The sequence below is a fragment of the Kitasatospora gansuensis genome (genome assembly GCF_014203705.1).
In the GTDB taxonomy this organism is placed as follows: Bacteria; Actinomycetota; Actinomycetes; order Streptomycetales; family Streptomycetaceae; genus Kitasatospora; species Kitasatospora gansuensis.
The window spans coordinates 1,564,753-1,590,782 of the sequence record NZ_JACHJR010000001.1; the positions used below are offsets into that span (position 1 = coordinate 1,564,753).

The 26,030-nt window shown below is 72.1% G+C and carries 25 protein-coding genes; 9 read left to right on the forward strand and 16 right to left on the reverse strand.

All coding sequences use genetic code 11. The features are described from left to right. Nucleotides 1-51: 51 nt before the first annotated feature. The 3 genes from F4556_RS07130 to F4556_RS07140 all read left to right on the forward strand — a co-directional run bounded on the left by F4556_RS07130 (nucleotide 52) and on the right by F4556_RS07140 (nucleotide 3,592). Nucleotides 52-1,149: an alpha/beta hydrolase gene (locus F4556_RS07130; RefSeq protein WP_184912610.1), complete on the forward strand. Its 1,098-nt coding sequence runs from the start codon at nucleotides 52-54 to the stop codon at nucleotides 1,147-1,149. A 42-nt stretch (nucleotides 1,150-1,191) separates the two neighbouring features. Further along, a complete protein-coding gene (locus F4556_RS07135; protein ID WP_184912612.1) occupies nucleotides 1,192-2,325 on the forward strand; it encodes a serine hydrolase domain-containing protein in 1,134 nt (377 codons plus the stop codon). Nucleotides 2,326-2,401: 76 nt separating this feature from the next. Further along, on the forward strand, nucleotides 2,402-3,592 hold the full coding sequence (locus tag F4556_RS07140) for an aminotransferase-like domain-containing protein (RefSeq protein WP_184912614.1): 1,191 nt from the start codon (nucleotides 2,402-2,404) through the stop codon (nucleotides 3,590-3,592). Nucleotides 3,593-3,646: 54 nt separating this feature from the next. On the opposite strand, the gene F4556_RS07145 is transcribed toward F4556_RS07140, so the two are convergent. After that, entirely contained in the window at nucleotides 3,647-4,231 is a 585-nt protein-coding gene (locus tag F4556_RS07145; protein WP_184912616.1) for an RICIN domain-containing protein, read from the reverse strand. A gap of 202 nt (nucleotides 4,232-4,433) precedes the next feature. Further along, nucleotides 4,434-6,986: a collagenase gene (locus F4556_RS07150; protein ID WP_184912618.1), complete on the reverse strand. Its 2,553-nt coding sequence runs from the start codon at nucleotides 6,984-6,986 to the stop codon at nucleotides 4,434-4,436. A gap of 314 nt (nucleotides 6,987-7,300) precedes the next feature. Between F4556_RS07150 and F4556_RS07155 the strand changes: the two genes are divergently transcribed. Continuing rightward, on the forward strand, nucleotides 7,301-7,774 hold the full coding sequence (locus tag F4556_RS07155) for a hypothetical protein (RefSeq protein WP_184912620.1): 474 nt from the start codon (nucleotides 7,301-7,303) through the stop codon (nucleotides 7,772-7,774). A 7-nt stretch (nucleotides 7,775-7,781) separates the two neighbouring features. Here the strand turns inward: F4556_RS07155 and F4556_RS07160 are convergent, their stop codons facing one another. After that, on the reverse strand, nucleotides 7,782-8,525 hold the full coding sequence (locus F4556_RS07160) for a metallophosphoesterase (protein WP_184912622.1): 744 nt from the start codon (nucleotides 8,523-8,525) through the stop codon (nucleotides 7,782-7,784). A 181-nt stretch (nucleotides 8,526-8,706) separates the two neighbouring features. Between F4556_RS07160 and F4556_RS07165 the strand changes: the two genes are divergently transcribed. After that, entirely contained in the window at nucleotides 8,707-10,191 is a 1,485-nt protein-coding gene (locus F4556_RS07165; protein ID WP_184912624.1) for a M1 family metallopeptidase, read from the forward strand. Between the two features lie 50 nt (nucleotides 10,192-10,241). Here the strand turns inward: F4556_RS07165 and F4556_RS07170 are convergent, their stop codons facing one another. The 3 genes from F4556_RS07170 to F4556_RS07180 all read right to left on the reverse strand — a co-directional run bounded on the left by F4556_RS07170 (nucleotide 10,242) and on the right by F4556_RS07180 (nucleotide 14,076). After that, nucleotides 10,242-11,738: an alkaline phosphatase family protein gene (locus tag F4556_RS07170; RefSeq protein WP_313068197.1), complete on the reverse strand. Its 1,497-nt coding sequence runs from the start codon at nucleotides 11,736-11,738 to the stop codon at nucleotides 10,242-10,244. A gap of 168 nt (nucleotides 11,739-11,906) precedes the next feature. Beyond that, entirely contained in the window at nucleotides 11,907-13,304 is a 1,398-nt protein-coding gene (locus F4556_RS07175; RefSeq protein WP_184912626.1) for a hypothetical protein, read from the reverse strand. Between the two features lie 19 nt (nucleotides 13,305-13,323). Further along, a complete protein-coding gene (locus F4556_RS07180; RefSeq protein WP_184912628.1) occupies nucleotides 13,324-14,076 on the reverse strand; it encodes a GntR family transcriptional regulator in 753 nt (250 codons plus the stop codon). A 121-nt stretch (nucleotides 14,077-14,197) separates the two neighbouring features. Here F4556_RS07180 and F4556_RS07185 point away from each other — a divergent pair, with 121 nt between their 5' ends. Further along, nucleotides 14,198-14,692 carry an anthrone oxygenase family protein gene (locus F4556_RS07185; protein WP_184912630.1) on the forward strand — a complete coding sequence of 165 codons (495 nt, stop codon included), beginning with the start codon at nucleotides 14,198-14,200 and terminating at the stop codon, nucleotides 14,690-14,692. Here the strand turns inward: F4556_RS07185 and F4556_RS07190 are convergent. The 4 genes from F4556_RS07190 to efeO form a co-directional block, all read right to left on the reverse strand. After that, the gene (locus tag F4556_RS07190; protein ID WP_184912632.1) at nucleotides 14,659-15,819 is read right to left on the reverse strand and encodes a magnesium and cobalt transport protein CorA; all 1,161 of its coding nucleotides are present in this window, start codon (nucleotides 15,817-15,819) and stop codon (nucleotides 14,659-14,661) included. The two genes, F4556_RS07185 and F4556_RS07190, sit on opposite strands and share 34 nt — an antisense overlap. A gap of 78 nt (nucleotides 15,820-15,897) precedes the next feature. After that, nucleotides 15,898-16,731 (reverse strand): iron uptake transporter permease EfeU, encoded by an 834-nt coding sequence (efeU, locus tag F4556_RS07195; protein ID WP_184912634.1) that lies wholly within the window; start codon nucleotides 16,729-16,731, stop codon nucleotides 15,898-15,900. A 36-nt stretch (nucleotides 16,732-16,767) separates the two neighbouring features. Continuing rightward, a complete protein-coding gene (gene efeB / locus F4556_RS07200) occupies nucleotides 16,768-18,063 on the reverse strand; it encodes an iron uptake transporter deferrochelatase/peroxidase subunit (RefSeq protein ID WP_184912636.1) in 1,296 nt (431 codons plus the stop codon). Nucleotides 18,064-18,079: 16 nt separating this feature from the next. Continuing rightward, nucleotides 18,080-19,216, reverse strand: coding sequence for an iron uptake system protein EfeO (gene efeO / locus F4556_RS07205; protein ID WP_184912638.1), 1,137 nt, complete (start codon nucleotides 19,214-19,216; stop codon nucleotides 18,080-18,082). Between the two features lie 259 nt (nucleotides 19,217-19,475). On the opposite strand from efeO, the gene F4556_RS07210 reads away from it, so the two are divergent. Both F4556_RS07210 and F4556_RS07215 read left to right on the forward strand, forming a co-directional pair. Beyond that, on the forward strand, nucleotides 19,476-20,081 hold the full coding sequence (locus F4556_RS07210) for a hypothetical protein (protein WP_184912640.1): 606 nt from the start codon (nucleotides 19,476-19,478) through the stop codon (nucleotides 20,079-20,081). A gap of 161 nt (nucleotides 20,082-20,242) precedes the next feature. Beyond that, nucleotides 20,243-21,598 carry a PepSY-associated TM helix domain-containing protein gene (locus F4556_RS07215; RefSeq protein ID WP_184912642.1) on the forward strand — a complete coding sequence of 452 codons (1,356 nt, stop codon included), beginning with the start codon at nucleotides 20,243-20,245 and terminating at the stop codon, nucleotides 21,596-21,598. Nucleotides 21,599-21,727: 129 nt separating this feature from the next. Here F4556_RS07215 and F4556_RS07220 read toward each other — a convergent pair whose 3' ends face one another. Both F4556_RS07220 and F4556_RS07225 read right to left on the reverse strand, forming a co-directional pair. Beyond that, nucleotides 21,728-22,537: a CbtA family protein gene (locus F4556_RS07220; RefSeq protein WP_184912643.1), complete on the reverse strand. Its 810-nt coding sequence runs from the start codon at nucleotides 22,535-22,537 to the stop codon at nucleotides 21,728-21,730. Nucleotides 22,538-22,551: 14 nt separating this feature from the next. Further along, nucleotides 22,552-22,764, reverse strand: a complete 213-nt coding sequence (locus F4556_RS07225) for a CbtB domain-containing protein (RefSeq protein WP_184912645.1) — start codon at nucleotides 22,762-22,764, stop codon at nucleotides 22,552-22,554. Nucleotides 22,765-23,060: 296 nt separating this feature from the next. Here F4556_RS07225 and F4556_RS07230 point away from each other — a divergent pair, with 296 nt between their 5' ends. After that, on the forward strand, nucleotides 23,061-23,621 hold the full coding sequence (locus F4556_RS07230; protein WP_184912647.1) for a histidine phosphatase family protein: 561 nt from the start codon (nucleotides 23,061-23,063) through the stop codon (nucleotides 23,619-23,621). Between the two features lie 19 nt (nucleotides 23,622-23,640). On the opposite strand, the gene F4556_RS07235 is transcribed toward F4556_RS07230, so the two are convergent. From F4556_RS07235 to F4556_RS07250, 4 genes are all read right to left on the reverse strand, one after another. Beyond that, entirely contained in the window at nucleotides 23,641-24,258 is a 618-nt protein-coding gene (locus tag F4556_RS07235; protein WP_184912649.1) for a DUF305 domain-containing protein, read from the reverse strand. Between the two features lie 55 nt (nucleotides 24,259-24,313). Next, nucleotides 24,314-24,682 (reverse strand): DUF6153 family protein, encoded by a 369-nt coding sequence (locus F4556_RS07240; protein ID WP_184912651.1) that lies wholly within the window; start codon nucleotides 24,680-24,682, stop codon nucleotides 24,314-24,316. Nucleotides 24,683-24,710: 28 nt separating this feature from the next. After that, nucleotides 24,711-25,211, reverse strand: a complete 501-nt coding sequence (locus F4556_RS07245; RefSeq protein WP_184912653.1) for a DUF4396 domain-containing protein — start codon at nucleotides 25,209-25,211, stop codon at nucleotides 24,711-24,713. Between the two features lie 63 nt (nucleotides 25,212-25,274). Continuing rightward, entirely contained in the window at nucleotides 25,275-25,991 is a 717-nt protein-coding gene (locus tag F4556_RS07250) for a hypothetical protein (RefSeq protein ID WP_184912655.1), read from the reverse strand. Between the last annotated feature and the right edge of the window lie 39 nt (nucleotides 25,992-26,030).

Genomic DNA, 26,030 nt, shown 5'->3' on the forward strand with positions numbered 1-26,030 from the left:
CGGTTCGCGGCGCTCCACCCCACCGCGAACCTCCTCGACGAAGGGTTCCCGATGACGTCCCTGCGCATCACCGCACTCGGCGCGGCACTCGCGCTCGCCGCCCTGACCGGCACCGGCCCGGCGCATGCCGAAGCACCGACCGCGGCGACCGCACCGACCGCCACCGCCGTTCCGGCTTTCAGCGACGGCCAGGGTCTGACCCTGGTGCCCGGAGCCACCGAGGTGCACAGCCCCACCGACTTCACCCTCACCGTCACCACCGGGCAGCTCTCCGGGAAGCACCGGATCCGCATCCTGCTGCCCGCCGGGTACGACGCCGACCCCGGTCGGCGCTGGCCGGTCACCTACTTCCTGCACGGCGGTGGCGGCGGGGTGGACGACGTCGCGGCCGCGCCCGCGCTGCACGCGGACTCGATGATCACCGTGGTGCCGGACGGCGGCCTGAAGGGCTGGTACGCCGACTGGAGGATGCAGAACACCGCCGAGGGCGCCGCGAACTGGGAGACCTTCCACCTCACCCAGGTCGTCCCGTTCATCGACGCCAATCTCCGCACCCTCCCCGACCGGGCCCACCGGGCCGTCGTCGGGCTGTCCATGGGCGGCTACGGCTCGCTCCACTACGCCCAGGCCAGGCCGGACCTGTTCGGCCAGGTCGCCGCGCTGTCGGGCGGCATCGACTTCGGTATGTGGACCATCCGCGCGACCGTCCTGGCCACCGAGCTCAACCTCACCGGCGCCTGGTGCGCGGCGAGCAGCTCCTCCAGCTCCTCCGGCTCCGGTGACTGCACCGGCTACGGCCCCTACGTGGACAGCGACGCGATCTTCGGCTCGCCGTACCCGGTCTTCAACGCCGACCGGGTGTGGAAGGCGGTCGACCCGGCCACTCCGGTCAACCTCGCCAAGCTCTCCGGCACCGGCATCACGCTCTACACCGGCAACAACGACGTCATCGACGCCAACACCGAGGCGGCGTCCAAGACCGTCAAGGCCCGGCTGGACCAGCTGGGCATCCCCAGCCGCTTCGTCGACTACGGCAACGGTTCGGCACTGGCCCCGAGCTGCAACGGCGGCCACAACTACGGCTGTTGGGCCCCGGCGTTCGCCGACTACGTCCCGCGCCTGGCCGCCGCCTTCGCCGCCGCCGGCTGACCATCCGTCAGAGCACCGTCCCCAGAACCCAGGAGAACAGGCATGAAGCACACCAGGAAGCGGCTCTCCGCCCTCATCGGCGCGGCGGCCGCGACCGTCGTCATGCTGACGACGACCACCGCCCACGCCACCCCGGCCGCCGACCACCCCGCCACGCTCGCGGCGCTGAAGACCTTCCAGGCCGCCGCGGGCCCCGGCGCCGGGGTGTACGCGGGTAACGCCACCGGCTCCTGGTCGCTGTCGGCCGGCACCGGCACGATCAACACCACCAAGCCGATCCAGTCCAACGAGTACTTCCGGGCGGGCAGCCAGACCAAGACCTTCACCGCGGCGACCGTCCTGCAACTGGTCGACGAGGGAAAGGTCTCCCTGGACACGGGCATCGAGACCTACCTCCCGGGCGTGGTCACCGGCAACGGCTACGACGGCACCCGGATCACCGTGCGGCACCTGCTCCGGCAGACCACTGGAATCCCGCAGTACGACCCCTTGGGCTCCCTCAACGTGGCCGAGCCGGACGGTACCTTCAAGCTGGCCACCCTGGTGCGGGAGGGCCTGAAGCGGGCGCCGGGCTCCGCGCCGGGCACCGCCTTCGCGTACTCCAACACCAACTACCTGATCCTCGGCATGCTCATCGAGAAGGTGACGGGCCTGCCGGCCCACGAGGCCGTCACGGGCCGGATCCTCCAGCCCCTCGGCCTGACCCGCACCGTCTTCCCCGCTCCCGGCAACCGCGCCCTGCCCACCCCGGCCGTGCCCGGCTACAACGGCGCCCGGCTCGGCCCGTTCTTCTTCTGGACCTCGGTCTTCACCTACGACCCGTCCGTCTTCAGTACCGCCGGGGCGATCATCTCCACGGAGGAGGACCTCAGCACCTTCTACCAGGGCCTGCTGGCCGGCCGGGTGGTCTCCCCGGCGATGGTGGCGGAGCTGGAGCAGACGGGCGACATCGGCGCCGGTATCGGCTACGGCTTCGGGATCTTCCGGATGAACCTGTCCTGCGGCGGCGAGGCCTGGGGTCACAACGGCGGGGTCCCCGGCTACTACACCCAGACCATGGTCACCAAGGACGGCCGGCACGCCTCCGCGATGACCAACGCCTACTTCACCAACAACACGCCGCAGCAGCAGCTGTTCACGCTGATCGACACGGCCCTGTGCGAGAGCCGGTCGTAGGGCGAGCCACCCTGACGCTTGATCACATAGTGGAAAGGGCTCGATCGGGCGGGCCGGCTGCTCGTACGCTCCGGGGATGACCCGAGCCGAACTGCCGCCGCCAGCCGCCCGTGCCTCCGCCGTCGGGCCGTCCGCCGTACGGGAGATCCTCGCGCTGACCGCGCGGCCCGAGGTGATCTCGTTCGCGGGCGGCCTGCCCGCTCCCGAACTCTTCGACGTGGCCGGGCTGCGGGCGGCCTACGACCGGGCGTTCACCGAAGTCCCGGACCGGGCCCTGCAGTACTCCACCACCGAGGGCGACCCGGAGCTGCGCACCGCGATAGCCGAGCGGCTGACGGATCGTGGACTGGCCACCATCCCGGACGAGTTGCTCGTCACCACCGGCTCGCAGCAGGCCCTGACCCTGCTCACCGCCGCGCTGCTGGAGCCCGGCGACGTGGTGCTGGTGGAGGACCCGGGTTACCTGGCCGCGCTGCAGTGCTTCGCCTTCGCGGGCGCCCGGGTGGTGCCGGTGCCGACCGACGACGGCGGTCTGATCCCGGACGCGCTGGCCGAGTTGGTGGCCCGGGAGCGGCCGAAGCTGCTCTACCTGGTGCCCACCTTCCAGAACCCGACCGGCCGGACCCTGGACACCGCGCGCCGCCGGGCGGTGGCCGAACTCGCCGAGCGGCACGGCTTCTGGATCGCCGAGGACGACCCGTACGGCGAGCTCCGCTACGACGGGGAGGCCGAGCCGTGGATCGCCGGACTCTCGGCGGCCGCCGACCGCACCGTCCTGCTGGGCTCGTTCTCCAAGATCCTCGCCCCCGGTCTGCGGCTGGGCTTCCTGCGCGCGCCCGCCGCCCTGCGCCGCGCCTGCGTGATCGTCAAGCAGTCGGCCGACCTGCACACCTCGACCATCGACCAGGCCGCCGCCGCCCGCTACCTGCGCGACGCCGACCTGGACGCGCACATCGGCCGGATCAGGGCCGCCTACCGCGAGCGGCGCGACGCGCTGCTCGCCGGTCTGTCCAAGGCCCTGCCGGCGGGCAGCAGTTGGAACCACCCGGACGGTGGCATGTTCCTCTGGGTCCGGCTGCCGGCCGGCCACGACGCGACCGCCCTGCTGCGGACCGCCGTCCGGCACGACGTGGCGTACGTGCCCGGCGCGCCGTTCTACGCCACCACTCCGGACCCGCGCACGCTGCGGATGTCCTTCACCACCCACAACCCCGAGGAGATCGGCGAGGGCCTGCGCCGGCTGGCGGACGCCTTCGCCGAGGGCTGACGGCGGTGCCCTGCCCCACCCTCGGACGGGTGGGGCAGGGTTGTTGACGGTGGGTCAGTTGAAGATCCACCGCTGGTTGTCCCAGCCGTTGCGGTCCCAGAGCTGGACCCTGGTGCCGTCGCGGGGGATGGTGTTGGCGTCCGCGTCCAGGACCCGGTTGTTCTTCAGGGTCTGCAGGGTGGTGCCGTTCCAGATCCAGATCTGGTTGTCCCAGCCGTTGCAGTCCCAGAGCTGGACCTTGGTGCCGTTGCCGTTGATGGTGCCCAGGTCCGCGTCCAGGCAGCGGTAGTTCTTCTCCGTCTGGATCTTGTAGTAGCCGACCGGCTGCCCCGGCGCCGGCGTCCAGATCCAGGTCTGGTTGCTCCAACCGTTGCAGCCCCAGAGCTGCACCCTGGTGCCGTTGCCGCCGATGGTGCCCAGGTCCGCGTCCAGACACTGGCCACCGTTGCCGTTGGTGAAGCGGGTGGTGCGGTAGCTGGCGGCGAGGGACGGTGCGGCGGTGCTGCCGACGGCCGGCGGGGCGGCCCTGACCGCCTCGACCGGCGGGGCCACCGCCCCGGCGGTGGTGCCGGCCGAGAGGGCCAGCGAAAGGACGCTCATACCGGTCGCGACGCTGAGACCGATTCGGAACCTGCTCATCTGTGCCTCACTTCATCTGCACTGGAACATCGTACAAATACCGTGCACTTATCGGCCCGGCTGCCAACCGGGCACACCATTACGGTAGTTCGCATCCGGAGCAGATATCAGCGGCGCACAGTGGTGCAATGACCAGCGCATCCGGAAAGCCGAAACCGCCCCACCCCTGACGGGGTGGGGCGGCACGGTTCCTGATGGTGGGTCAGAACTGGGTGGTGATGCTGACCTTGTCGAAGCTCGCCGCGGCGAACAGGCTCAGGTAGACGTAGCCCGTCGGGGGCCGGTTGATGGTCAGGGCCTCGCTGTTGCCCGCCTTCACCGAACGCTGGGTGAAGTTGGTGGTGGTGGCCCAGCCGGTCGGGCTGTAGTACAGGTCGGCGTTGCCGGTGCCACCGGTGACGGTGACCTTGACCGAGGTGGTGCCGGCCGGGACGTACAGGTAGAAGTAGCTGTAGTTGCCCACCGTGTTGGACACGTTGGTGCGGCGGCAGTTCTTGCCGAGCACCCGGGTGTCGTCGGCCGGGGAGCACTCCGGCAGGCCGGGGACGGCCACCGTGACCGGCTTGCTGATGGTCGCGGTGGCGCCCTTGTCGTCGGTCACCGTGAGCTTGACGGTGTAGGTGCCGGCCGCGGCGTAAGCCTTGGCCGGGTTGGCGGCGGTCGAGGTGGTGCCGTCACCGAAGTTCCAGGCGCGGGAGGCGATGGTGCCGTCCGCGTCGGTGGAGGCGTCGGTGAAGTTCACCGTCAGGCCGTTCACCAGCGCCGTGAACCCGGCGGCCGGCGCCTGGTTGACCGGCGGGGTGGTGGTGCAGCTGCCGGCCGCGCAGGCCGCCAGCCAGGTGGCGAAGTCCGCGTCGTAGCGGGTGCCGATGGTGGAGGTCAGCAGGGTGCGGGCGGCCGCCCAGTTGCCGGTGCGGTAGTGGCCGAGCAGCGTGGTCACGTCCTGCGGGTGCTGCTGGAGCATGTACCGGACCGCGAGGTAACCCCACTGGTAGACCCGGGTGGAGTCGGAGTTGTCGTAGGTGGTGTCGAACAGCGTGCTGAGCTTGTAGGTGTTCTTCGCCGCCTCGGTCATCGCCCGGTCGTAGTTGACGTTCCGGTACGAGTAGGAGATGTACTCGGCGAAGCCCTCGACCCACATCACGGTCGGGGTGGTCATGCCGGCGTTGAAGTCGCCGAACATGTCGAACCGGCCGTCGAGGTAGTGGGTGTACTCGTGGTTCAGGTTCCAGATCTGGAAGTCCGGGCGCGCCCACTCGGCCTCGTAGGCGATGAAGCGCGGCTGGTTCCCGACGGTGGCCGGGTTGCCCTCCAGGTACATGCCGCCGTTGTTGGTGCTGATCCCGAAGATCGCGCCGGCGTAGGTCTGGTAGTCGGCGCTGGAGTCGAAGGCGTTGACCTCGATGGTGGTGTTGTTGTCGTTCGCCACCGCCCCGCTGTCCTTGACCACGCTGTGGAAGTAGGCGTCCTGGTTGTTCAGGCTGGTGCAGGTGGCGGCGAGGTCGGCCGCGGTCATCTGCTGGGCGAGGATCCTGATGCTCGGGCTGCAGGTGTGGCTGACCGTCAGCACGGCGGCGCGCAGCCGGTTCGAGAGGTCACAGGTGCCGTAGTACGAGCAGTTGGCCGCGTCGTACTCGGTGGTCATCTCGGCCATCGCGACCCAGATCGAGGAGGTCCGGCCGGTCATCGCGGTACGGTCGAGCAGCTGCTTGAGCAGCGGGCGGACCGCCGACTGCAGCTCCGGGTGCACCAGGAAACGGCCCAGCTCGCGGCCCGAGTTGGCGGCCAGGTAGGACTTGGAGGTGCCGAGCAGGTCGTCATGGGCGACGGCGAAGTCGCGCAGCACGGTCAGGATGCTCGGGTCGGCCTGCACGGCGGGCAGGAAGTCCGGCGTCTGGTGGCCGCGGAACAGGATGGTGTAGGCGTTGTTGACCGCCACGACCATGTAGTACGAGCTGTCGTACGAGCTGTTGTAGCCGGTCAGCATGCGCTTGACCAGGCCCAGGTAGTGCGCGTTCTCCTGGGCGCTGTCGGCCAGGATGACCGCCTCGGCCAGGGTGGCGCCGTTGGCGTCGTTCACGTCCGCGGCGCGCGGGGCGGCGAAGAAGCTGTCCAGGGCGCCCACGATCGAGCTCTTCAGCGCCGGACCGTAGGAGCCGACGTCGTCCGAGTGGTACCACTGCACGAAGTAGCCGGCGCGCAGGAACAGCACCAGCTGGCCGGTCGAAGTGCTGTTGTCACCGGGGTAGTTGGCGGCGTTCGCGCGCAGCGCGTCGGCCACCGTGACCATCTGCGCCTCGCGGAAGACGGCCTGCGCGTTCGAGCCGGTGAGCTGGAACAGCGTGTTCACGCAGTCCAGGCCCGAGGCCTTGATCTGCTGGACCAGCGCGGCCCCGCTCTTCGAGGTGAAGTCGGAGACGTTGCAGACGGCCGTGACGCCGGCCGCACCCGGTGCCGACTGCGGCTTGGCGAGGCTCTGTTCGCGCTGCGACTTGTCCTTGACCGCCCGCAGCGGGGCGCGCTCGGAGATCGGGACGGGCCTGCCCTCCTCGGCGGCCAGGTCGGCGGCGGCCGTGAGGGTGGCCGACTGCGGGGCGGCGCCGGACTTCGGCGCGGGGGCCGGGGTCGGCTGCGGCCCCTTGCCGCCGATGGCGGCGGCCTGGCCGGCGGGCGCGAGCAGGGTCAGCCCGAGACAGCAGATCAGGGCGGCTATCAGCAGCCTGACGACGTCTTTCGTCGTGGGGGAACTACGCATGAGGGTGGCCTCCGGGCCGGTCTGCGGCCGTGTTGGGGACACGGCAGTGGGGGTTGCGGACCGTGGCAGCGCCGGGAGTCGAGCTGGGACCCGGTTCTGACGTGAACACGGTGGGGAGTGTGACATGTACCATTGCATACATCACATGGCTGGGGAAGAGACCGGGGGCGAATTTCCGTCAACTGACGGTCCGTCAGTCCGCATCGCCCGTGCAGTGATTGGCTGGTTCGTGCCCGCCGGGCCGTCCGGCGGCCCCGAGCCGTGATCGGGCGGCGCAAGCCCGCCGCAAGGCGACGGTGCCACGCTGACCCACTGTGAAGACCTGGCAGCTCCGCACCGTCCGCGTCGCCGTCCCGTCCACCCTCTGCGTGGTGCTCACCGCCACCGCCCACTGCGCCCTCGAAGGCACCGAACTCCGGCTCCCCGCACTGGCCCTGGCCCTGGCCGGCACTGCCCTCTGCAACTGGCTGCTGGCCCGGGGCACCCCGGGCCTGGGCCTGACCGGCGCCTGGATGACCGCCACCCAGATCGCGCTCTACGTCCTCTTCGACCGCACCTCGGCCGCGCCCGTCCCTCGGCCGAGCCACCTGCTGGTGCCGGCCGACCCGGCCCTGCCGGTGCACGGCCCCTCGGCCGCGCTGGCCCTGGCCCACCTGCTCGCCGCCGTGCTCTGCACCCTGCTGCTCTGCCCGGGCAAGACGACCCGGGTACGCCGCCTCCTCCCCCGCCCCCGCCCGGCGGCCCGACTGGTCGCGGGCGCCGGACGGCCGGTCGGCGGCGGGCACTGAGGGGCGGTCAGCAGCTCCGGATGTGGGTGGTCAGCCTGCCCTCGTCGTCGAGGACGTGGAAGGCGAGGGCCGGCGGCAGGTCGTGGTGGACGTGGGCGTCGGGGTTCGGCCGCGACTCCCAGGGCAGCCGGGCGGTGGAGACCACGCCCGGGGCGACCGTCAGCGGGCGCCCGGCGAAGGTGGTGACGGCGGCGAGGTGGGCATGGCCGCAGAGGAAGCCGGCGACATGCGGGTGACGCTCGGTCAGCTCGGCCAGCCGCTCGCCACCGAACTGCCGCAGGCCATCCAGGTACGGGATCCCGAGCAGCACCGGCGGGTGGTGGAAGGCGACCAGGGTGGGCACCTCGACCGAGCCGAGCGCCTTGTCCAGCCAGGCCAGCGTGGCGTCGTCCAGGTGGCCGTCGTCCCGCCCGGGGATGGTGGAGTCGCAGAGCGCGACGGCGAACCCGGGGGTCACGTGCAGCCGGTTGACCGGTTCGGCCGACGGCTCCTCCCCCAGCAGGCCGGCCCGGAACGCCGCGCGGTCGTCGTGGTTGCCCGGCAGCACCAGCAACGGGTGCCTGGTGCCCAGCAGTTCGCGGGCCAGCGCGTACTCGGCGGGCCGGCCGTGGTCGGCGATGTCGCCGGTGACCAGCACGGCGTCGAGGTCGTACGGCAGGCCGTTCAGGTGGTCCAGCACCGCCTTGGTGCGGTCGGTGGCGCGCTGCGAACCATCGAGGTGGGTGTCGCTCAGGTGGGCGATCACGATCATGGGGCCGTGGTCCTTCCGTCCGGGGTGACTGCTGGTGAAGCTAGCCGCTCCGGCACCACGGGCACCACACGTTTCTTAGCGTGAACATTTCATAACGGCTGCACCGGACCTCCTCCCACGAGCCGCCACCCGCCTTACGGTCGGTCAGTACGCCCACCAATTCCGGCACTTCGGAGGACCCGTGCGCAAAAGGCTGACCATCTCCGCGGCCCTGGCCGCCGCCCTGCTGCTGACCAACCCCGCCGGTGCCGCCACCGGAGCCGTCGGCGCGTCCGGTGCCGGGGACGCCTACTACCCCCAGTACGGCAACGGCGGCTACGACGTCTCGCACTACGACCTGCGGCTGAAGTACCAGCCCGCGACCGACCAACTCGAGGGCACCGCAACGATCCTGGCCACCACCACGGCCGCGCTGTCCCGCTTCAACCTGGACTTCGCGCTCACCGTCCAGGAGGTGCACGTCAACGGCCGCAAGGCGCGGTTCGCGGCGACCGGCGAACACGAGCTGGAGATCACCCCGGCCGCACCGCTCGGCAAGGGCGAGCGCGCCACCGTGGTGGTCCGCTACTCCGGCGTGCCGTCCACCGTCAGCGCGTACGGCTTCACCGCCTGGCAGCGCACCCCGGACGGCGGGGTGGCGGCCGGTGAGCCGGAGTCCGCCTGGTGGTGGTTCCCGAGCAACGACCACCCCTCCGACAAGGCCACCTTCGACGTCTCCGTGCTGGTCCCCGACGGCACCCAGGCGATCAGCAACGGCGCACTGGTGTCGCAGAGTTCGCGCCTCGGCTGGACCAGGTACAACTGGCGGCAGACCAAGCCGCAGGCCACCTACCTGGCCACCCTCGCGGTGGGCAGGTTCGAGCTCAACACCTCGGTCAGCGACGGTGGCATACCCGTCATCACCGCCTACAGCCGCGACCTCGGCGACAACGCCGGCGCGGCCCGGGCCAGCCTGGAGCGGACCGGCGAGATCACCGACTGGCTCAGCACCCAGCTCGGCCCGTACCCCTTCGCCACCGTCGGCGGCTACGTGCCCAACACCAAGCCCGGCTACGCCCTGGAGACCCAGAGCCAGGTCTACTACAGCCCGCGGATCTTCGGCGCGGGCTCCAACACCTCGGTCGTCGTCCACGAGTTGGCCCACCAGTGGTACGGCGACAGCGTCTCGCTCGACCGGTGGAGCGACATCTGGCTGAACGAGGGCTTCGCCCGGTACGCCCAGTGGCTCTGGTCCGAGCACGAGAACGAGGGCACCGCCCAGGAGTTGGCCGACTGGGTGTACTCCAGCAGGCCCGCCGATGACCCGTTCTGGACCGTGCTGCCCGGCGACCCGGGCCCCGACAACCAGTTCCACCCCGCCGTGTACGACCGGGGCGCGCTCGCCGTCCAGGCGATCCGCAACGCGGTCGGCGACGAGGCGTTCTTCGCCGTGCTGCGCGGCTGGCCCGCCGAGCACAAGTACGGCAACGCCACCGTCGAGGACTTCCGGCGCTACGCCGAGCGGGTCTCCGGCAAGCCGCTCGGCGACCTGCTGCACACCTGGCTCTACACCGGCGGCAAGCCCGCCGCCGGCACCTCGCCGTCCCTGAAGGCCCTTACGGCGCTTACGGAGCCGAGGTCCTGGCAGAAGATCAAGGCCACCGACACCCTGCACGACGCCCACTGACCACCGGTGCGGTGGCGGCCGACCCGCCGCCACCGCACCGGAGTTCGGGATCAGACGCCGTACACCCGGACGTTGTCGACCACCCAGTACCAGTTGTTGCTGCCCGTGTAGCGGAACCGCAGCTGCAGGTTGGTAGCACCCGCCGGCACCGTCAGGGTGTGGGTCTGACGGCCGTTCACCAGGCTGCTGAACGAGGCCAGCTGGACCGGCGCGCCGCCGTTCCAGGAGGCCAGCACCTTGGCGGTCTGGGCGCCGTCCTGCTGGTAGTAGCAGGTGTACTCGACCTTGACGGTGGCCAGGCCCGAGACCGGGTAGGCCGGGCTGACCAGCGTGGTGTCGTAGTTGCCCGAGAAGGACTTGTCGGCCCACTCGTCGGAGTCGGCGACCGCGAAGACGTTCCGGGACCGGACGTTCAGCTCGCGGTACTGGTCGCGCTGGGTCTTGGTCCAGAACTCGTCCGTGGTGAACGACCAGCCACGCCACTCGGTGACACCGCCGGTGCCCATCGCCGAGTTGTCCACCGACCAGCCGCTCGGCGGCGTGTGGGTGAAGCCGAGCACGCCGGCCGCGATGCCGGTCTCGTCCACCCGGCCGGTCAGCTGCGGGCGCAGCGCGTCGAAGACGTCCGGCGTGAGGCTGCCGATCGGGGCGCCGTCCAGGTTCCAGGCCGGGTCGATCGCGATCCCCAGGTGGGCCAGCGCGGTCGGCGCGATGTCCACCATCCTGACGTCGTACCGGACCGAACCCGCCGCCAGGCCACCGCCGTTGGCGATCACGAAGGTCTGCCGCTCCTCCCAGGTCGACCCGCCGTGGCCACCGGTCGGGGTGTGCCCGTGGTCGGCGGTGACCATGATCAGCCAGTCCTCCTGGGCGTACGTGGCGCGCCCCCGGACCGCGGCCACGATCTGGCCGACCTGACCGTCCACGCCCTGGATCGCGTCCAGGTACCCCTGACTGGCCGAGCCGCTCGCGTGGCCCGCGTGGTCGACGTTGTCGAGCTGGACGAAGACCGCGTCCGGGTTGGTGTCCCGGATCCTGGCCACCGCGCGGGAGGTGGTGCCGACGTCGTACTCGGCGCTCGGGGTGGCCACCCGGGTGTCGACCGTGGCCGAGTAGATGGTGTCGGGGATCGGCGCCCAGGAGGCCACCACGTAGGTGGACAGCGCCGCGTTGGCCCGCTCCACCCGGGTCAGCCAGTCCGGGTAGGTGGCGAAGTCGGGCGCGGTGAAGTTGTTGTCCTTGACGTTGTGCTTGTCCGGCCAGACGCCGGTGGCGATGGTGGTCCAGCCGGGGCCGGAGGAGGTGGCGGCCATCGGGTTGGCGTACAGGCTGCTGGCGGCGGTCAGCCCGCCGGCCATCAGAGCGTCCAGGTTCGGCGCGTCGGCGTCCTTGATCCGGTTGAGCATCGTGCCGTCCAGACCGATCACCAGCACCTTGGGGGTCCGGGCGGTGGTGGCGGCGAACGCGGTGCGGGTGAGCGGGCCGGCCGCGAGTGCGGCCGCGGCGGTGCCGAGGAGCAGGCTGCGCCTGGGGAGTCCTGCGGTCACGTCGTCCTCCTGAGGAAGCGTCAGAGCTGGAGCGGGGCGCGGACCACACTCGGGCCGTCCGGTGGCGCGGTCTCCCCCGGCTGCGGTACCCGATGTGAACAGCGCCCGAACTTCGGTCCAGACCCGTTACCTTTCCGTAATCGCGGAGCGGCCACTCGGCCGTTCCGGTCAGCCCAGCGCCGGGTCGCCGCTCCGCTCCACCAGCCAGCCCGGATCGCGGTCGGCCACCCGCACCCGACGACGCGTCAGCACCACCAGGGCGGCCACCAGCGACCCTGCCGACAGCGCGCACAGCGCCATCGAAAGCAGCCAGGTGGACGCTGTGAGCAGCACCGGCAGCGCGAGCAGCCAGGCCGCCGCGAGCAGCGCCAGCCACGGGCCGTGCGCACCGCGCAGCGCCGGCGACGGCGGCCCGAGCAGCCGCACCCGACGGGACGCCGCCGGGGTCACCTCGGCCCGGTCCCCCAACGCCGACTCGAACGCGGCCCGGTCGAGCCGCCCCCACAGCACCAACCCACCGTCGGTGCAGAGCGCCACCGGCTGGTCGCCGGAGATCAGCCGCCACCGCCGCGCACCGCACAACCAGCCCCACTCGCCCGCCAGTCGGCCCGCGAGGTCGGGCAGCCGGAGCCGCTCCACCTCCTCCAGCCAGTCGTCCAGGCGCAGTTCGGTGCCGTCCTCGCACTCGACCCGCAGCCACCGGGTGGTCCGCACGTCCGGCACGCCCGGGGTACTGCCGACCGTGACGTACTCCTCCCGGACCGCCCCGACCACCCTGGCCCGTACGGCGGGCAGCCCGCCGTCCCGGGCGTCGGCGCGCAACACCCGGATCCGCGTCTCGGGGCGGACCGAGATCAGCAGCACGTACAGCACGAAGAACCCACCCCCCAGCGGCACCATCCCCAGCCCGACGGCGGCGGTGGACGGGCCCGCCCAGAAGCCGCCGGTCGCGTACTTGGCCACGTCGTCGCTCTGGTCGACGTAGGCGCCGAGGACCGGATTCCCCGGTGCGTACAGCACGGTGAGCCGGCCGCCCGCGGTCCGGATGGTGCCCAGGTGTGCACCGGGGGCGCTGAGTTCGAGCGGGGCGCCGTCCGGGCCCGGCACTCGGACCACGGCGTCACCGCTGTAGTGGTTGTGCTTGTTGACCCGTCCGTCCTTGGTCAGATGCTCCACCGCGACCAGCGTGCCCGCTGCCGCCCGGGGCCCGGCGTCCTGGATCGCCGATATCCGCCGGGCGTCGGCACCGTCGGGACGCAGCGCCAGGTCGGCGTAGACCGCCGGGACGAAAGCGATCAGCCAGCCGAGCAGCAACCGCCTGGCGATCACCCCGTACCGCACCGGCAGCCGCGCGGGCGGCGCCTGCTGCTCCGGGACGGCGCCGGGCTTCGGGCACGCGGCACTCCCGTACCGGACCCAGCCGAGCAGGCCCAGCAGCGCCCCGGCGCCGAGCAGCACCACGTCCCACCTCGGCAGGCCCGCTCCGCCGCCCAGCAGCGAGCGCAGCACCAATCCCACGGTCAGCACCAGTGCGGCCCAGCCGGACACCCTGCCTGTCGATCTCATGACGGGACCCTACCCAGGCTCAGGAGCCGGGCTCCAGGCGGGTGGTGAAGCTGAAGCGGTCACCCCGGTAGAGCGAGCGGACCCGCTCCAGCGGGGCCCCGGCGGCGTCCCGGGTGAGGCGGTGCAGCAGGAGCATCGGGAGGGCGAGCGGGGTGCCGATCAGCAGCGCCTCGCGCGGGGTGGCCAGCACGGTCTCGATCCGTTCGTCGGCCGCGCCGAACTCGATGCCGAGCTTCTCGGTCAGGAACGCGTAGAGCGACGCCCCGGGGTCGAACTCCTGCTCCAGAGACGGGATCCGGGCCACCGCGAGATAGGTGCTCTCCAGACCGACCCGCTCGCCGTCGGCGAGCAGCACCCGCTCCAGGTGCCAGACCGGCGCCCCGGCCGGCAGCCGCAGCTGCGCCGCCAACTGCCCCTCCGCGCCGATCTGTTCGAGCCCGATCAGGGTCCGGCCCGGCACCCGCCCCTGCCGGCGGACGCCCTCGGTGTAGCTGGCCAGCGAGAGCGGCTGCTCCAGCTTGGGCCCGGCCGCCACCGTGCTGCGCCCCCGGCGCCGCACCCGGCCCTGGATCAGCAGATCGCGCAGCGCCTGCCGCAGCGTCTCCCGGGACACCTCGTACCGGGCCGCCAGCTCGCGTTCGGTGGGCAGCGCACCACCCTCACCGAGCTCGTCCAGCAGCGCTTCCAGCTCCGCCTTCACCGCGTAGTACTTGGGCACCCGCCCGTGCTCGGGGATGCCGGACCGGATCGGGGAACCAGGAAGGTCGTTCACCCCGCCATCCTGCCAGGGCGGCTGACGGACCCTCCGGACGGCCCGGCCTCACACTCCGCGGGCCTACATCGTCGGACTGTCGACCCGGTCCCACCGCAGCCACGTACTGGAGCCACCGACCATGCGCACTCGACTCCTCCTGGGGCTCGCCCTGCTCGCCACCGGCCTGCTGGCCGGCGCGTTCGGCTACGGCGCCGCCAACCTCGTCCCCACCTTCAATGCCGTGCCGCTCGAGATGCGGCTGTCCTTCCACGCGGAGCTGATGAAGATGAACGGCATCACCATGCAGACGGCGATGGCGGTGTCGATGCTGAGCTCCCTCGCGCTCGCGGTCCTGACCCGGGGTCAGGCCCGGCTGCTCGCGGGGGCGGCGGCCGCGCTGACCCTCGGGTCCTTCCTGACCACCCGGTTCGGCAACATACCGATCAACGGCCGGATCAAGGAGTGGGCCGTCACCTCGGCCCCGGCCGACCACGCGGAGATCCTGCGGCGCTGGGAGCTGTTCAACGACCTGCGCACGCTCACCGCCGTCGTCGCGTTCGTGCTGCTGATCGTCCTCGCCCTGTCGGCGGGAACGGCCGCTCAGAGCCAGTCCCGGCGTTTGAAGACCAGGTAGAGCCCGAGACAGACCAGCGCCATCAGCCCGACCGCAAACGGGTAGCCGAACACCCAGCCCAGCTCGGGCATGTTCTCGAAGTTCATCCCGTAGACGGTGCCGATCAGGGTCGGCGCGAACAGGATGGCCGCCCAGGAGGAGATCTTCTTGATCTCGTTGTTCTGGGCGTGCCCGGCCTCGGCGAGTTGCTTCATCTCCTCGTTCTGCGCCTGCGAGACCAGGGTGGCGTTGACGGTGAGGATGTTCTGCAGCATCTGCCGGAAGCCGTCCACCCGTTCGGCGGCGGTGGTGGCGTGGTCGGCCACGTCGCGCAGGTTGCGCTGGAGCTCCTCGTCGGTGCCGTACTTGCCGAAGCCGGCCTCCAGGCTGGCCATGATCTGCAGCAGCGGGCGGGTCGAGCGCTGGAACTCGATCACCTCGCGGGAGAGCTCGTAGATCCGTCGGGAGACCTTGGGATCGCCGCTGAAGACCTCGGTCTCGATCTCGTCGATGTCGTGCTGGAGCCCGGCGATCACCGGGGCGTAGCCGTCCACCACCGCGTCCAGTACGGCGTACAGCACCGCCTCGGGCCCGAGCGCGAGCAGCTCGGGGTCGTCCTCGAGCCGGCGGCGGACCACCGAGAGGTCGGGGGACTGCGAGTGGCGCACCGTCAGGACGAACTGCGGGCCGACGAAGAGGTGGATCTCGCCGAAGTCGACCTGTTCGCTCTCGTCCAGGTAGCGGGCCGCCCGGAGCACCACGAAGAGGGTGGCGCCGTAGCGTTCCAGTTTGGGCCGCTGGTGGGCGACGATGGCGTCCTCGACCGCGAGCTCGTGCAGGCCGAACCGCTCGGCGGCCTCCAGCATCTGTTCCTCGGCCGGGCGGTAGAGGCCGATCCAGGCCATCGTGCCGGGCTCGCCGGGCACCTGCCGGTAGACCTCGGCCAGGCTGCCGCCGCCGCCGATCCGGTGGCCGTCCCGGTACACGGCGGCGTCCACCACCGAGCGTTCCAGGTGCACCCCGTCGTCGTCCCGGTGTTCGGAGCGGGGGTCCATCGAGTGCTCGGGGGCGGGCTCGGGCTGCTGCCCCATCGGGCGGGCGAACGGACGCTTGCTCGCGCGGGCCGCGCGGGAACGCCAGTCGGACATGGGCGGGCACCTCCGCCGCCCAGTCTCCTGCCGAGTGACCCGCCGCGCACCCGAAGACACGCGGCGGGTGGCGGACCGTCAGCTCGCGTCGGCCTTGGCCTTCGCGGGGGCGGTCGCGGCGGGCTTGCGCAGGAACAGGTACAGCGTGGGCACCACGTACAGCGCCCAGGCCCAGACCTGAAGCTTCGTCGGGTCGGGCTGGAAGTTGAACACGCCCTTGAGCAGGGTGCCGTACCAGCTGTCCCGGGGGATGGTCGAGCTGATGTCGAAGGCCCGGCTGGCCAGGCCAGGCAGGATGTCGGCCTCCTGCAGGTCGTGCAGGCCGTAGGCCAGCACCCCGGCCGCCACCACGACCAGCATCGCGCCGGTCCAGGTGAAGAACTTGGCCAGGTTGATCTTCAGCGCGCCCCGGTAGAACAGCCAGCCGAGGAAGACCGCGGTGAGCAGCCCCAGGCAGGCGCCGATCAACGGCCGGACGCCGTCGCTGGTGGCCTCCACCGCCGCCCAGATGAACAGCGCGGTCTCCAGGCCCTCCCGGCCGACCGCCAGGAAGGCGGTGAACACCAGCGCGCCGGTGCCCATCGCGACCGCGGCGTCCAGCTTGCCGTGCAGCTCCGTCTTGAGGTGACGGGCCGTCCGGCGCATCCAGAACACCATCCAGGTGACCAGCCCGACCGCGATGATCGACAGCGTGCCGCCGAGCGTCTCGGCCGCCTCGAAGGTGAGCTGGCTGGAGCCGTAGGTCAGCAGGGCGCCGAACGCCATGCTGAGGCCGACGGCCACCCCGATGCCGGTCCAGACCGGGGCCAGCGCCTGCCGGCGCCCGGTCTTGACCAGGTAGGCGATCAGGATGCAGACCACCAGGCTGGCTTCCAGCCCCTCGCGCAGGCCGATCAGGTAGTTCCCGAACACGCGGGTGTCCTCCAGAAGTCGTGATGAGTGGGCAGGTCAGCCGAAGAGCGACTGACCCCACCACTCGCCGGGCTTGCGGACCCCCGGCGGGCAGGCGAAGTGCGCCGAACCGACATGCTGGATGTACTCGTTGAGGGCGTCGGTGGCGGCCAGCTTGCGCTGCACCGGCACGAACGCCTTCCGGGTGTCGCGCTGGTACGCCAGGAAGAACAGACCGGCCTCCAGGCGGCCGAGGCCGTCCGAGCCGTCGGTGAAGGAGAAGCCCCGGCGGAGCAGCTTGGCGCCGCTGTTGCTGTCCGGGTGGGCCAGCCGGACGTGCGCGTCCTTCGGCATCGCCGCCAGGTCGGGAGCGTCGTGCTCCTTCTGCTTGCCGAACGGGGCACCCTCGCGCTTGGTCCGGCCGAAGATGTCCTCCTGCTCGGAGAGCGGGGTGCGGTCCCAGGTCTCGATGTGCATCCGGATCCGCCGGGCCACCAGGTACGAGCCGCCGGTCATCCACTCCGGGCCGTCGCCGGGCGCGGCCCAGATGTGCTCGTCCAGGGTCGGGGTGTCCTTGCCCGAGACGTTGTGGGTGCCGTCCTTGAAGCCCATCAGGTTGCGCGGGGTCTGCGCCTCCGGCGTGGTGGAGGAGGTCTTGCCGAAGCCGAGCTGGGACCAGCGCACGGTCACCACGCCCATCCCGATCCGGGCCAGGTTGCGGATCGCGTGCACCGCGACCTGCGGGTCGTCGGCGCAGGCCTGCACGCACAGGTCGCCGCCGCTGCGGGCCGGGTCCAGGTTGTCGTGCGGGAACGGCGGCAGGTCGATCAGACCCTCGGGGCGCTTGGCCTTGAGGCCGAACCGGTCCTTGCCGTCCTTCTCGAACAGGGTCGGGCCGAAGCCGATGGTCAGGGTCAGCCGGGAGGCGGGCAGGCCCAGCGCCTCACCGGTGTCGTCCGGCGGCGCCTCGGCCAGGCCGGTCGCCCCGGTGCCGACCTCGCGGCCACCGGTCATCACGGCCGCCGCCTTGGTCCACTCCTTGAGCACCCGGATCAGGGCGTCCCGGCTGGTGGTCGAGACGTCGAAGGCGGCGAAGTGCAGCCGGTCCTGGACCGGGGTGGCGATGCCCGCCTGGTGCTCGCCGTAGAACTCGATGTCCGGGACCGCCTTGAGGGCGGCCTCGGCCTCCTCGTCGGAGCTGCGGGTGGCCGCGGCCACCGTGCCGACCGCGGCGGCGCCGAGCGCCACCCCGGCCCCGGCCCAGCCGATGACGGCGCGTCGGCTGACCGAGCCCTTCGGCTCCTGGCCCTGCTCCACCGTGGGATCCTGGGATTCCTGCGTCTGCTCGCTCATGACTCTCCCTCAGGCCTTACTTGACCACGACGGCGGCGGCGAGCTTGGACAGCGGCTCGGCGAGCGCGTTGACCGCGTCCGAGAAGGTCTTCCGCTCGGCCTCGGTCACCTTGTCGTACGAGGTGTAGCTGTCGCCCTGCTTGTACTTGGCGAGCAGCGCCTGCAGCGCGGCGAACTCCTGGTCCAGGGTCTTGGCCAGCTCCGGGTCCTTCTCGGCGGCGACCGGCTTGATCAGCTCGTACGCCTTCAGCGCGCCCTCGACGTTGCCCGCGAAGTCGGACAGGTCGGTGTGGCTGTAGCGGTCCTCCTCACCGGTGACCTTGCCGGTGGCGACCTCGTCGAGCAGCTCCTTGGCACCGTTGGCCATGCTGGTGGCGGTGATCTCGGCGGTGCCGACCACCTTCTGCCACTCCTTCAGGTCGGTGACCAGCTGGTCGGCGAGCTTCTTGTCGGCGTCGGTGATCGCGCCGGCCTCCCAGAGCGACTTCTCCAGCTTGTGCCAGCCGGTCCACTCCTGGTTCGGCTCCAGGCCGTCCTCGCGGACGTCGGTCTTCGGGTCGATGTCACCGAAGCTCTCGGCCACCGGCTCGGTCCGCTCCCAGCCGACCCGGGACGGCGCGAACGCCGCCTTGGCGGCCGCCAGGTCGCCGGCCTTGATCGCGTCGGCGAACTTCTGCACCAGCGGGATGGTGGCGTCGGCCTGCTCCTGGACGTACTTGCGGTAGTCGGCGACCGCCTTGTCCAGGCGCGGGTCGCCCTTGGCCGGGGCGCCGTCACCGGTCACGGTGATCTTCTGCCGGATGCCGTCGCCGACCATGCCCGGCTTGCAGGCGACCTGGTACTCGCCGGCCTTGATCTCGGAGGTGATGGTCGCCTTCGTGCCGGGCCCGATGTTCTCCCGCTCGGCCACGATCTTGTCGCCCGCGGCGTAGACGTAGACCTCGGTGACCTTGGAACCCTTGTTCTGCACGGTGAAGTTGACCGCGCCGGCCGGGAAGCTGGTCTTCGAGAGCTCGCACGCGCTGTCGGAGGCGTTCACCTGGATCGAGCCGTCCGAGGAGGAGTCCTTCTTCTGCTCGGTGCAGGCGGTCAGCGCGGCTCCGGCCACGGCAAGGGAGAGCAGCGCGGCGAGGTGCGGGCGACGGACGGGCATCAGGACTCCACGGACGGGGACGGCTTGAGGGACGGACGAAGGCTAGTTAGGACACCCTCACCCACCAGTAAGCTAAGCCATGCCTAAGCACTTGCCCACACCGGGGGTGGTCACAGATCGGCAAAGACCGGGGCGGACTGTCCTGACGGCCCGTCACCCCAGGGACCCACGGACGTCCGAAGCTCGCTGCGGTGACCGGACCTGACGGACCGGTCACCCCCTCTGCCGGGCGGGGCGGGGGGTCTGGCATCCTTCCCCAGTGCACACCGGCCAGCCCCTGTTCCGCGCGTTCCGCGCCATCGCCTTCGCGGCGGTGTGCGCGGCCGCGTCGCTCGGGGTGCACCGGCTGGCGGGCGGGGCCCCGGTCCAGCCCGGCACGCTCGCGCTCGCGGTCGGCCTGACGGCCGGTGGCGGCTACCTGCTGGCCGGACACCGCCGGGGGCTCGGCGCGCTGCTGGGGGCGTGCTTCGCCACCCAGTACGGGCTGCACCACCTGTTCGGGATGGGCGCGGTGCCGGAGCGTCAGGCGATGCCGATGCACCATCACGGCATGGCGCACGAGATGCCGGTCTCCACTGCCGAGCACGTGTCGATGGAGCCGGAGATGCTCCTGGTGCACGCCGTGCTCGCCCTGGTCTGCGCCTGGTGGCTGGCCCAGGGGGAACACGCCCTGGGCGGGCTGCTGCTCGGCGCCGCCGTCGCGGTCGGCCACTGGCTGATCCGGCTGGTCACCGCCGCACCCACCGTCCCCGCCCTCCCCCGGCCGCGCGGCCTGACCTTCCGGTACAGCCCGGCGCCGGCGCTGCTGTTGCTGCTCTCCGCCGCCGTCTCGCGGCGCGGGCCGCCCGCTCCCTCCTGCTCCTGAAGCCGGGCCGCCTCGGGCGCCCGGTGGTACGGCCGTGCCCGTTTCCTGGCACCGCCGGTCCGCTCCGCCGTGCCTTCTTCCGCACCTGCGGCCGGACCCTCACCTTCACGTGACGCACCGTCGAGTGCGCGCGTCCTCCTGAGCCGGAGAGAGCTGCTTCCATGCTGTCCGAAACCGAACGACCGCCCACCTCGGCGACCCCTGCACCGGCTTCCGCCTGGGCCGGGCTCCGTCCGCTGCTGCTCCGCCTGCACTTCTACGCGGGCGTCCTGATCGCCCCCTTCCTGCTGGTCGCCGCCGTCAGCGGCCTGCTGTACGCGGGCTCGTACCAGATCGAACGCTTCGTCTACTCGGACCAGCTGACGGTCTCCCAGGTCGGCACCGCCGCCCTGCCGCTGTCCCGGCAGATCGCGGCCGCCACCGCCGCCCACCCCGAGGGCAAGCTCGCCCTGGTCCGCACCTCCGACGACCCGGAGGCCACCACCCAGGTGCTGCTGAACGTGCCGGCCCTCGAGGAGGGCCGAAAGCTCGCGGTCTTCGTCGACCCGTACACCGCCGAGGTGCGCGGCGCGCTGAAGAGCTACGGCAGCTCCGGCGCACTCCCCTTCCGGGCCTGGCTGTCCGAGCTGCACGCCAACCTCCAGCTCGGTGAACCCGGCCGGATCTACAGCGAACTCGCCGCCAGCTGGCTCTGGGTGGTGGTGCTCGGCGGGCTCGCGCTCTGGTTCGGCCGCCGCCGCAAGCGGTACGTCCGGCCCGAGGGCGGGCTGACGGGCCGTCGGCGCTCGCTCTCCTGGCACGGCGTGATCGGCCTCTGGGCCGCCGTCGGCCTGCTCGGCCTCTCCGCCACCGGCCTCACCTGGTCCACCTACGCCGGCGAGCACATCGAGCAGCTCCGCACCTCGCTGAGCTGGACCACCCCCGCACTGGCCACCGCCACCGGCGGCGGCGACCACTCCGCCCACGAGGAGCACTCCGGCTCCGGCGGCACCCCGGTCGGCGTCGACCAGGTGATGGCCGCCGCGGCGGCCGCCGGGATCGACGGCCCGGTGGAAATCGTCCCGCCGAAGGGCCCCGGCAAGGCCTACGCGGTCAAGGAGATCGACAAGCAGTGGCCGGTCCGGCTCGACCAGGTCGCCGTCGACCCCACCGACGCCACCGTCAGCTCCGAACTCCGCTTCGCGGACTACCCCCTCGGCGCCAAGCTCACCCGCTTCGGCATCGACCTGCACATGGGCGTCGCCTTCGGCCTGGCCAACGAACTCGCCCTGATCGCCCTGGCCGCCGGCCTGATCGCGATGACCCTGCTCGGCTACCGGATGTGGTGGCACCGCCGCCCCGGCCCCCGCGCCTTCGGCCGCCCCTACCCCGCCGGCGCCTGGCGCCAGTCCCCCAGGGCCGCCGCCGCCCTGGCCCTGGCCGCGATCGCCGTCGGCTGGTTCCTGCCCCTGCTCGGCATCTCGCTGGCCGCCTTCCTGGCGGTCGACCTCCTGCTGGGCCTGCGCAGGACCAAGTGACACAGCCGTGCCCGGCCCTCGTACGGTGAGGGCCGGGCACGGCGCACGGTCGACGGCTGTCCCGGGAAACGCCTCGGGGCCCGCCGACGGTCGCGCGTGCGGCGGGCCCCGAGAGGTGGTGACGGTGGGTCAGGCGGCCGGGACCGCCGTGGCCGCCGGGGTGGCCGAGGCCGGGCGGGGGGCCAGCAGGCGCTCCGCGAAGTGGCCGAAGACCAGGGCGAAGGCCGTCCACAGGACGGCCTGGATGCCCAGGGTGGCCAGTCGGAAGTTCCACAGCAGGGCGGCCGGGAAGGTCTCCTTGACGGCGTCCTCGTTGCCCGGCAGCAGGACGAAGGCCAGGGTGACGGCGACCGCGAAGGCGAGGCCGGCCAGCACCGAGGCGTTCCAGTTGCCCAGGCGCGGGGCGAGGCGGCGGCCGAGGATGACGGCCGCGACCGCGAGCAGCACGCTGAGCAGGATCATCAGGAAGAACAGCGTGGTGCGCTTGCCGATGGTGTCCGGGTTGCCCACCGCGGGCGGGGTCGCCGGGTACTTGAGGAACGGCACCAGGTAGACGGTGGTGAACGCGGCGGCCGCGACCAGGGCGGCGGTCGCCCTGGGCGAGAAGCGGCCGATCCGGCCGAGCGCGAAGCAGTACACCAGGGCGGCGATGCCACCGAGCGCGACACCGTAGACCAGGACACCGGTGGCCAGCCCGAAGGTGGACTGCATGGACCGGCTGACCAGTTCCTCTTCCTCCTCGGCGGCCGGAGCCGCCGGGGCGGCGGCCGCGTCCCCGCCGTGGACGTGCTGCGGCGCCGCCGCGACGCTCTCCAGGGCGATCGAGTCGTCGACCGACGGCTCACCCACCAGGAAGGCGAAGGCAAACGCCAGCACGCCGGCCAGCAGGCCCGCGAGCATGCCACGGACCAGCAGGTTTCTGACTGTTGACGAAGGCATGTGCGTGTTCTCCGTCAGTGGCAGGGGAAGCCGAGCAGGTGGCGGCCGTCGTGGACCCACTCGTGCACGGAGGCGCCGGAGAAGACGGAGGTGGCGCCCTGTTCGGCACCGACGAAGTAGAGCAGCACCAGCATCAGGGTGCCGAGGAAGACCGCCCAGGGCAGCAGGGCCCGGACGGGAAGGGCCTCGATGCCCTCGGTGGCGGGGGAGACGATGGCCTGAGCCATGGCAGGACCTCCTTGGGGAACGCGCGTCCCAGTCGTTGGAGCTCGGACGACGGCCCTCGGGTCTGACTCACCGGCAGTTCCCGCCCTGGGGCGGGGTCCTGCTCGGCATACAGTGGCGCGACCGTGCCGGGTTCTCACCGGCTTCCGTCCTGCCGTCGTCATGTCGCTGCGAACCGTACCGCCATTCGGGGGAGGCAGCCAAGGGAGTGCGTACCGGAGTGCGCTCCGCCCGAGTGCGCCGGGCGGCAGCCGATCCGGTGTCGGTGACCGGCAGTTGAGCAGAGGGAGAGAGCTGGATGACGGTACGGGTGATGTTCATCTCACCGGCGATCGGGGCCGCGCTGCGCGGCGCCCGGTTCGAGGACGGCGAGCCGCTGGACGCCGTCGGGCGGAGCCGGGCCGAGGCGGCCGCCGGGAGCGTACGGGCCGACGGGGCGGTGCTGGTCTCCCCCACCGCGCGCTGCCGGGAGACCGCCGAGGCGCTCGGCCTGACCGCCACCGGGGCGCCAGGACCGGCCGGCTGGTCGATGGGCCGCTGGCGGGGCCGACCCCTGGACGAGGTGGCCGGCGCCGAACCGGAGGCCGTCGGGCAGTGGCTCGCCGACCCGGACGCCGCGCCGCACGGCGGGGAGTCGCTGACCGCGCTCTGCGCCCGGATGGCCGACTGGCTGACCGCGCTGCCGGACGGACCGGTACTGGCGGTGGCCGAAACGGAGTTGATCCGGGCGGCCGTGGTGCACGCGCTCGCCGTACCGGCCCAGGCGTTCTGGCGGATCGACGTACCGCCGCTCACCGCCACCGAACTGACCGGCCGCTCCGGCCGGTGGAACCTGCGCTGCGGCCACCCCCTGGGGTGACCGCAGCGCGGGCCGCCGGTCAGCGGAGCAGCTTGTTCATCTGCTCGATCTCGGCGCTCTGACCGCTGATCACCGCGCCCGCCAGCTCCTTCGCCGGGGCGTAACCGCCCTTGCCCTGCTCGGCCTTGGCCATCTCGACGGCCCCGGTGTGGTGAGCCACCATCAGCTTCAGGAAGGCGGTGTCGAAGGCCGCGCCGGTGGCGTCCTTCAGCGAGGCCAGCTCGGCCTCGGTCATCATGCCCGCCACCCCGCCGTGACCGGCGTGCGCACCGGCCGCGCCGGGCTGCGGGACCTGCTCGCCCCAGCCGGTCAGCCAGCCGGACATGGTGGCGATCTCCGGGTCCTGGGCCGCCCGGATCGCCGCGGCGAGCTGCTTGACCTCGGGCGAGGCGGCCCGGGTGGTGGCCAACTCGGCCATCTCCAGGGCCTGTCGGTGGTGCGGGATCATGCCCTGGGCGAAGGCCACGTCGGCGGCGTTGTACGCCTTGCCGCTGACGGCGGGCGTGGCCGCGGTCGCCGCCGGGGCGGCGTTGTGCGCGTCGTGGCCACCGCCGCTGCCGCAGGCGGTGAGCAGCAGGGCACCCGCGAGCAGGGCGGCTGCGGCGAGCGGGACACGGCGGTTCGGCTTGATGTTCATGGTGTGGATCTCCTGCGTACGAAGGTGAGTTGAGCGGTCCCGGAGCGGACCCGCCCTATCTGCGCAGGAGTTGCAGCTCGGCCAGACTGGGCGGGGCCCGGCCGCCGTCCGGTTCGCCGGAGGTCGCGCCGACCGGGCCGGGCGCGGGCACCCCGCACCCGTACGGCGCGGCGGGGCCGGGCGGGGCCGGGGCGAACGGGACGGCCACCGCGCCGGAGAGGCACATCGGCCCCGCGTGGCTGTCGTGCCCGCCGTCACTGTCCCCGTCGCCGGAGTCGTGGTGCTGGTGCTCGGCGCTCATCGCGGCCGCAGTCGCGGTCACCGGGACGGCGCCGAGGCCGTGCATGGCCAGCACCCCGAGCAGCGTGGCCAGCACGAGCAGCACCCGCAGGTGGGCTCGGTGGCGGCGGCGTTCGGGGTGCATGGCGGCGGATCCTTTGTCTGAGGGTCGGTCAGTGGTGGTGGGCGTGGACCACGGCGTGGCCACGGCCCTTGGAGATCAGCCAACGGTTCACCGGGACGGTCAGCACGAAGGCGACCACCAGCGAGAAGGCCAGCGAGCCCCAGAACAAGAGGCTGTCCAGCCCGGCGTCCATCGCTCCTGGCACCCCGACCATGACGCTGTTGTCCACCAGCTCCATCACCACGATCGACACGGTGTCAGCCGCCAGCGCGACCTTCAACGCGCCACGCAGGTCCAGGCCCGCCCGCAGGACGCCGCGCATGGTGAGCGCGTAGCCGAAGACGAAGGCCAGCAGGACGGAGAGCACGACGGTCGCGCCGTTGTGCAGCCCGAGAGCGGTCCCGATCACCAGGCCGAGGATCTCGCCGATGGCGCAGCCGGTGAGGCAGTGCAGGGTCGCCTGCGCGGCGTTCCGCCAGCTGCCGCCCTGGGCGTGGTGCTGGTGCTGGGCGTGGTGGTCGTGCTCGTGGTGCTCGTGCTCGTGGTTCATCGGATCTCCCCGTGCTCGTCGTCCCTTCGGACACCGGAACCATATACCCCCAGGGGGTATTCCTCAATGCTGGTGCCCGTCGGCGAAGTGGCCGGTCCTGCTCGGCGACGGAGCGGCCGACGGGACCGCCGACGGCACGACGGGCGGCGCGACGACGGCAGGCGTGACCGGCCCGGACGGCGTGGCCGGCGCCGGGGGCGGGTCGGCCTCCACGCCGTGGCTGTGACTGTGCCCGTCGGCGGGCTGCCCGATCCCGGCCGCGAGCTGGCGCAGCCCGCCGAAGGCGAGCACCGTCGCCACCAGCACCACCACACCGGGCAGCCCGAGGATCCGCCGGGCCGGGCGGTCCGCCTCCTTGACGGTGTAGGCCAGGAAGGAGAGCAGCAGACCGGCCGGGATCAGCACCGCCGCCCGGGCGGGGAAGTCCTCGAAGTGCTGCAGGCCACCGCTCAGCATCCCGATGCCGAAGGAGAGCGCGAGCGAACTGCCGAGCACCAGCAGCAGCCGGCCCGCCGACGGACGCCCGGGGCCCCCGAGCTCGGCGGCGATCGCCGCGACCAGGAAGAGGGCGGCCCCGGCCAGGCCGATCACGGTGTACCGGGCCGGGTCGAGCGGGTGATGGACGACGGCGCCGCTGATCAGCCCGGTCCCGACGAAGTACCCGACGTAGCCGAGGTAGCGGCTGAGCAGCGCGGGCTGCTTCGGTCGGGCCCGGTGCGAACGGCGCTGCGGTACGGGCGGGTTGACGGGGTGCGACAGGGTGGGGACGGAGCTGGGCATGGACCGGCCTTCGGGCGGGTGGCGGAGCCTGGCCCACGG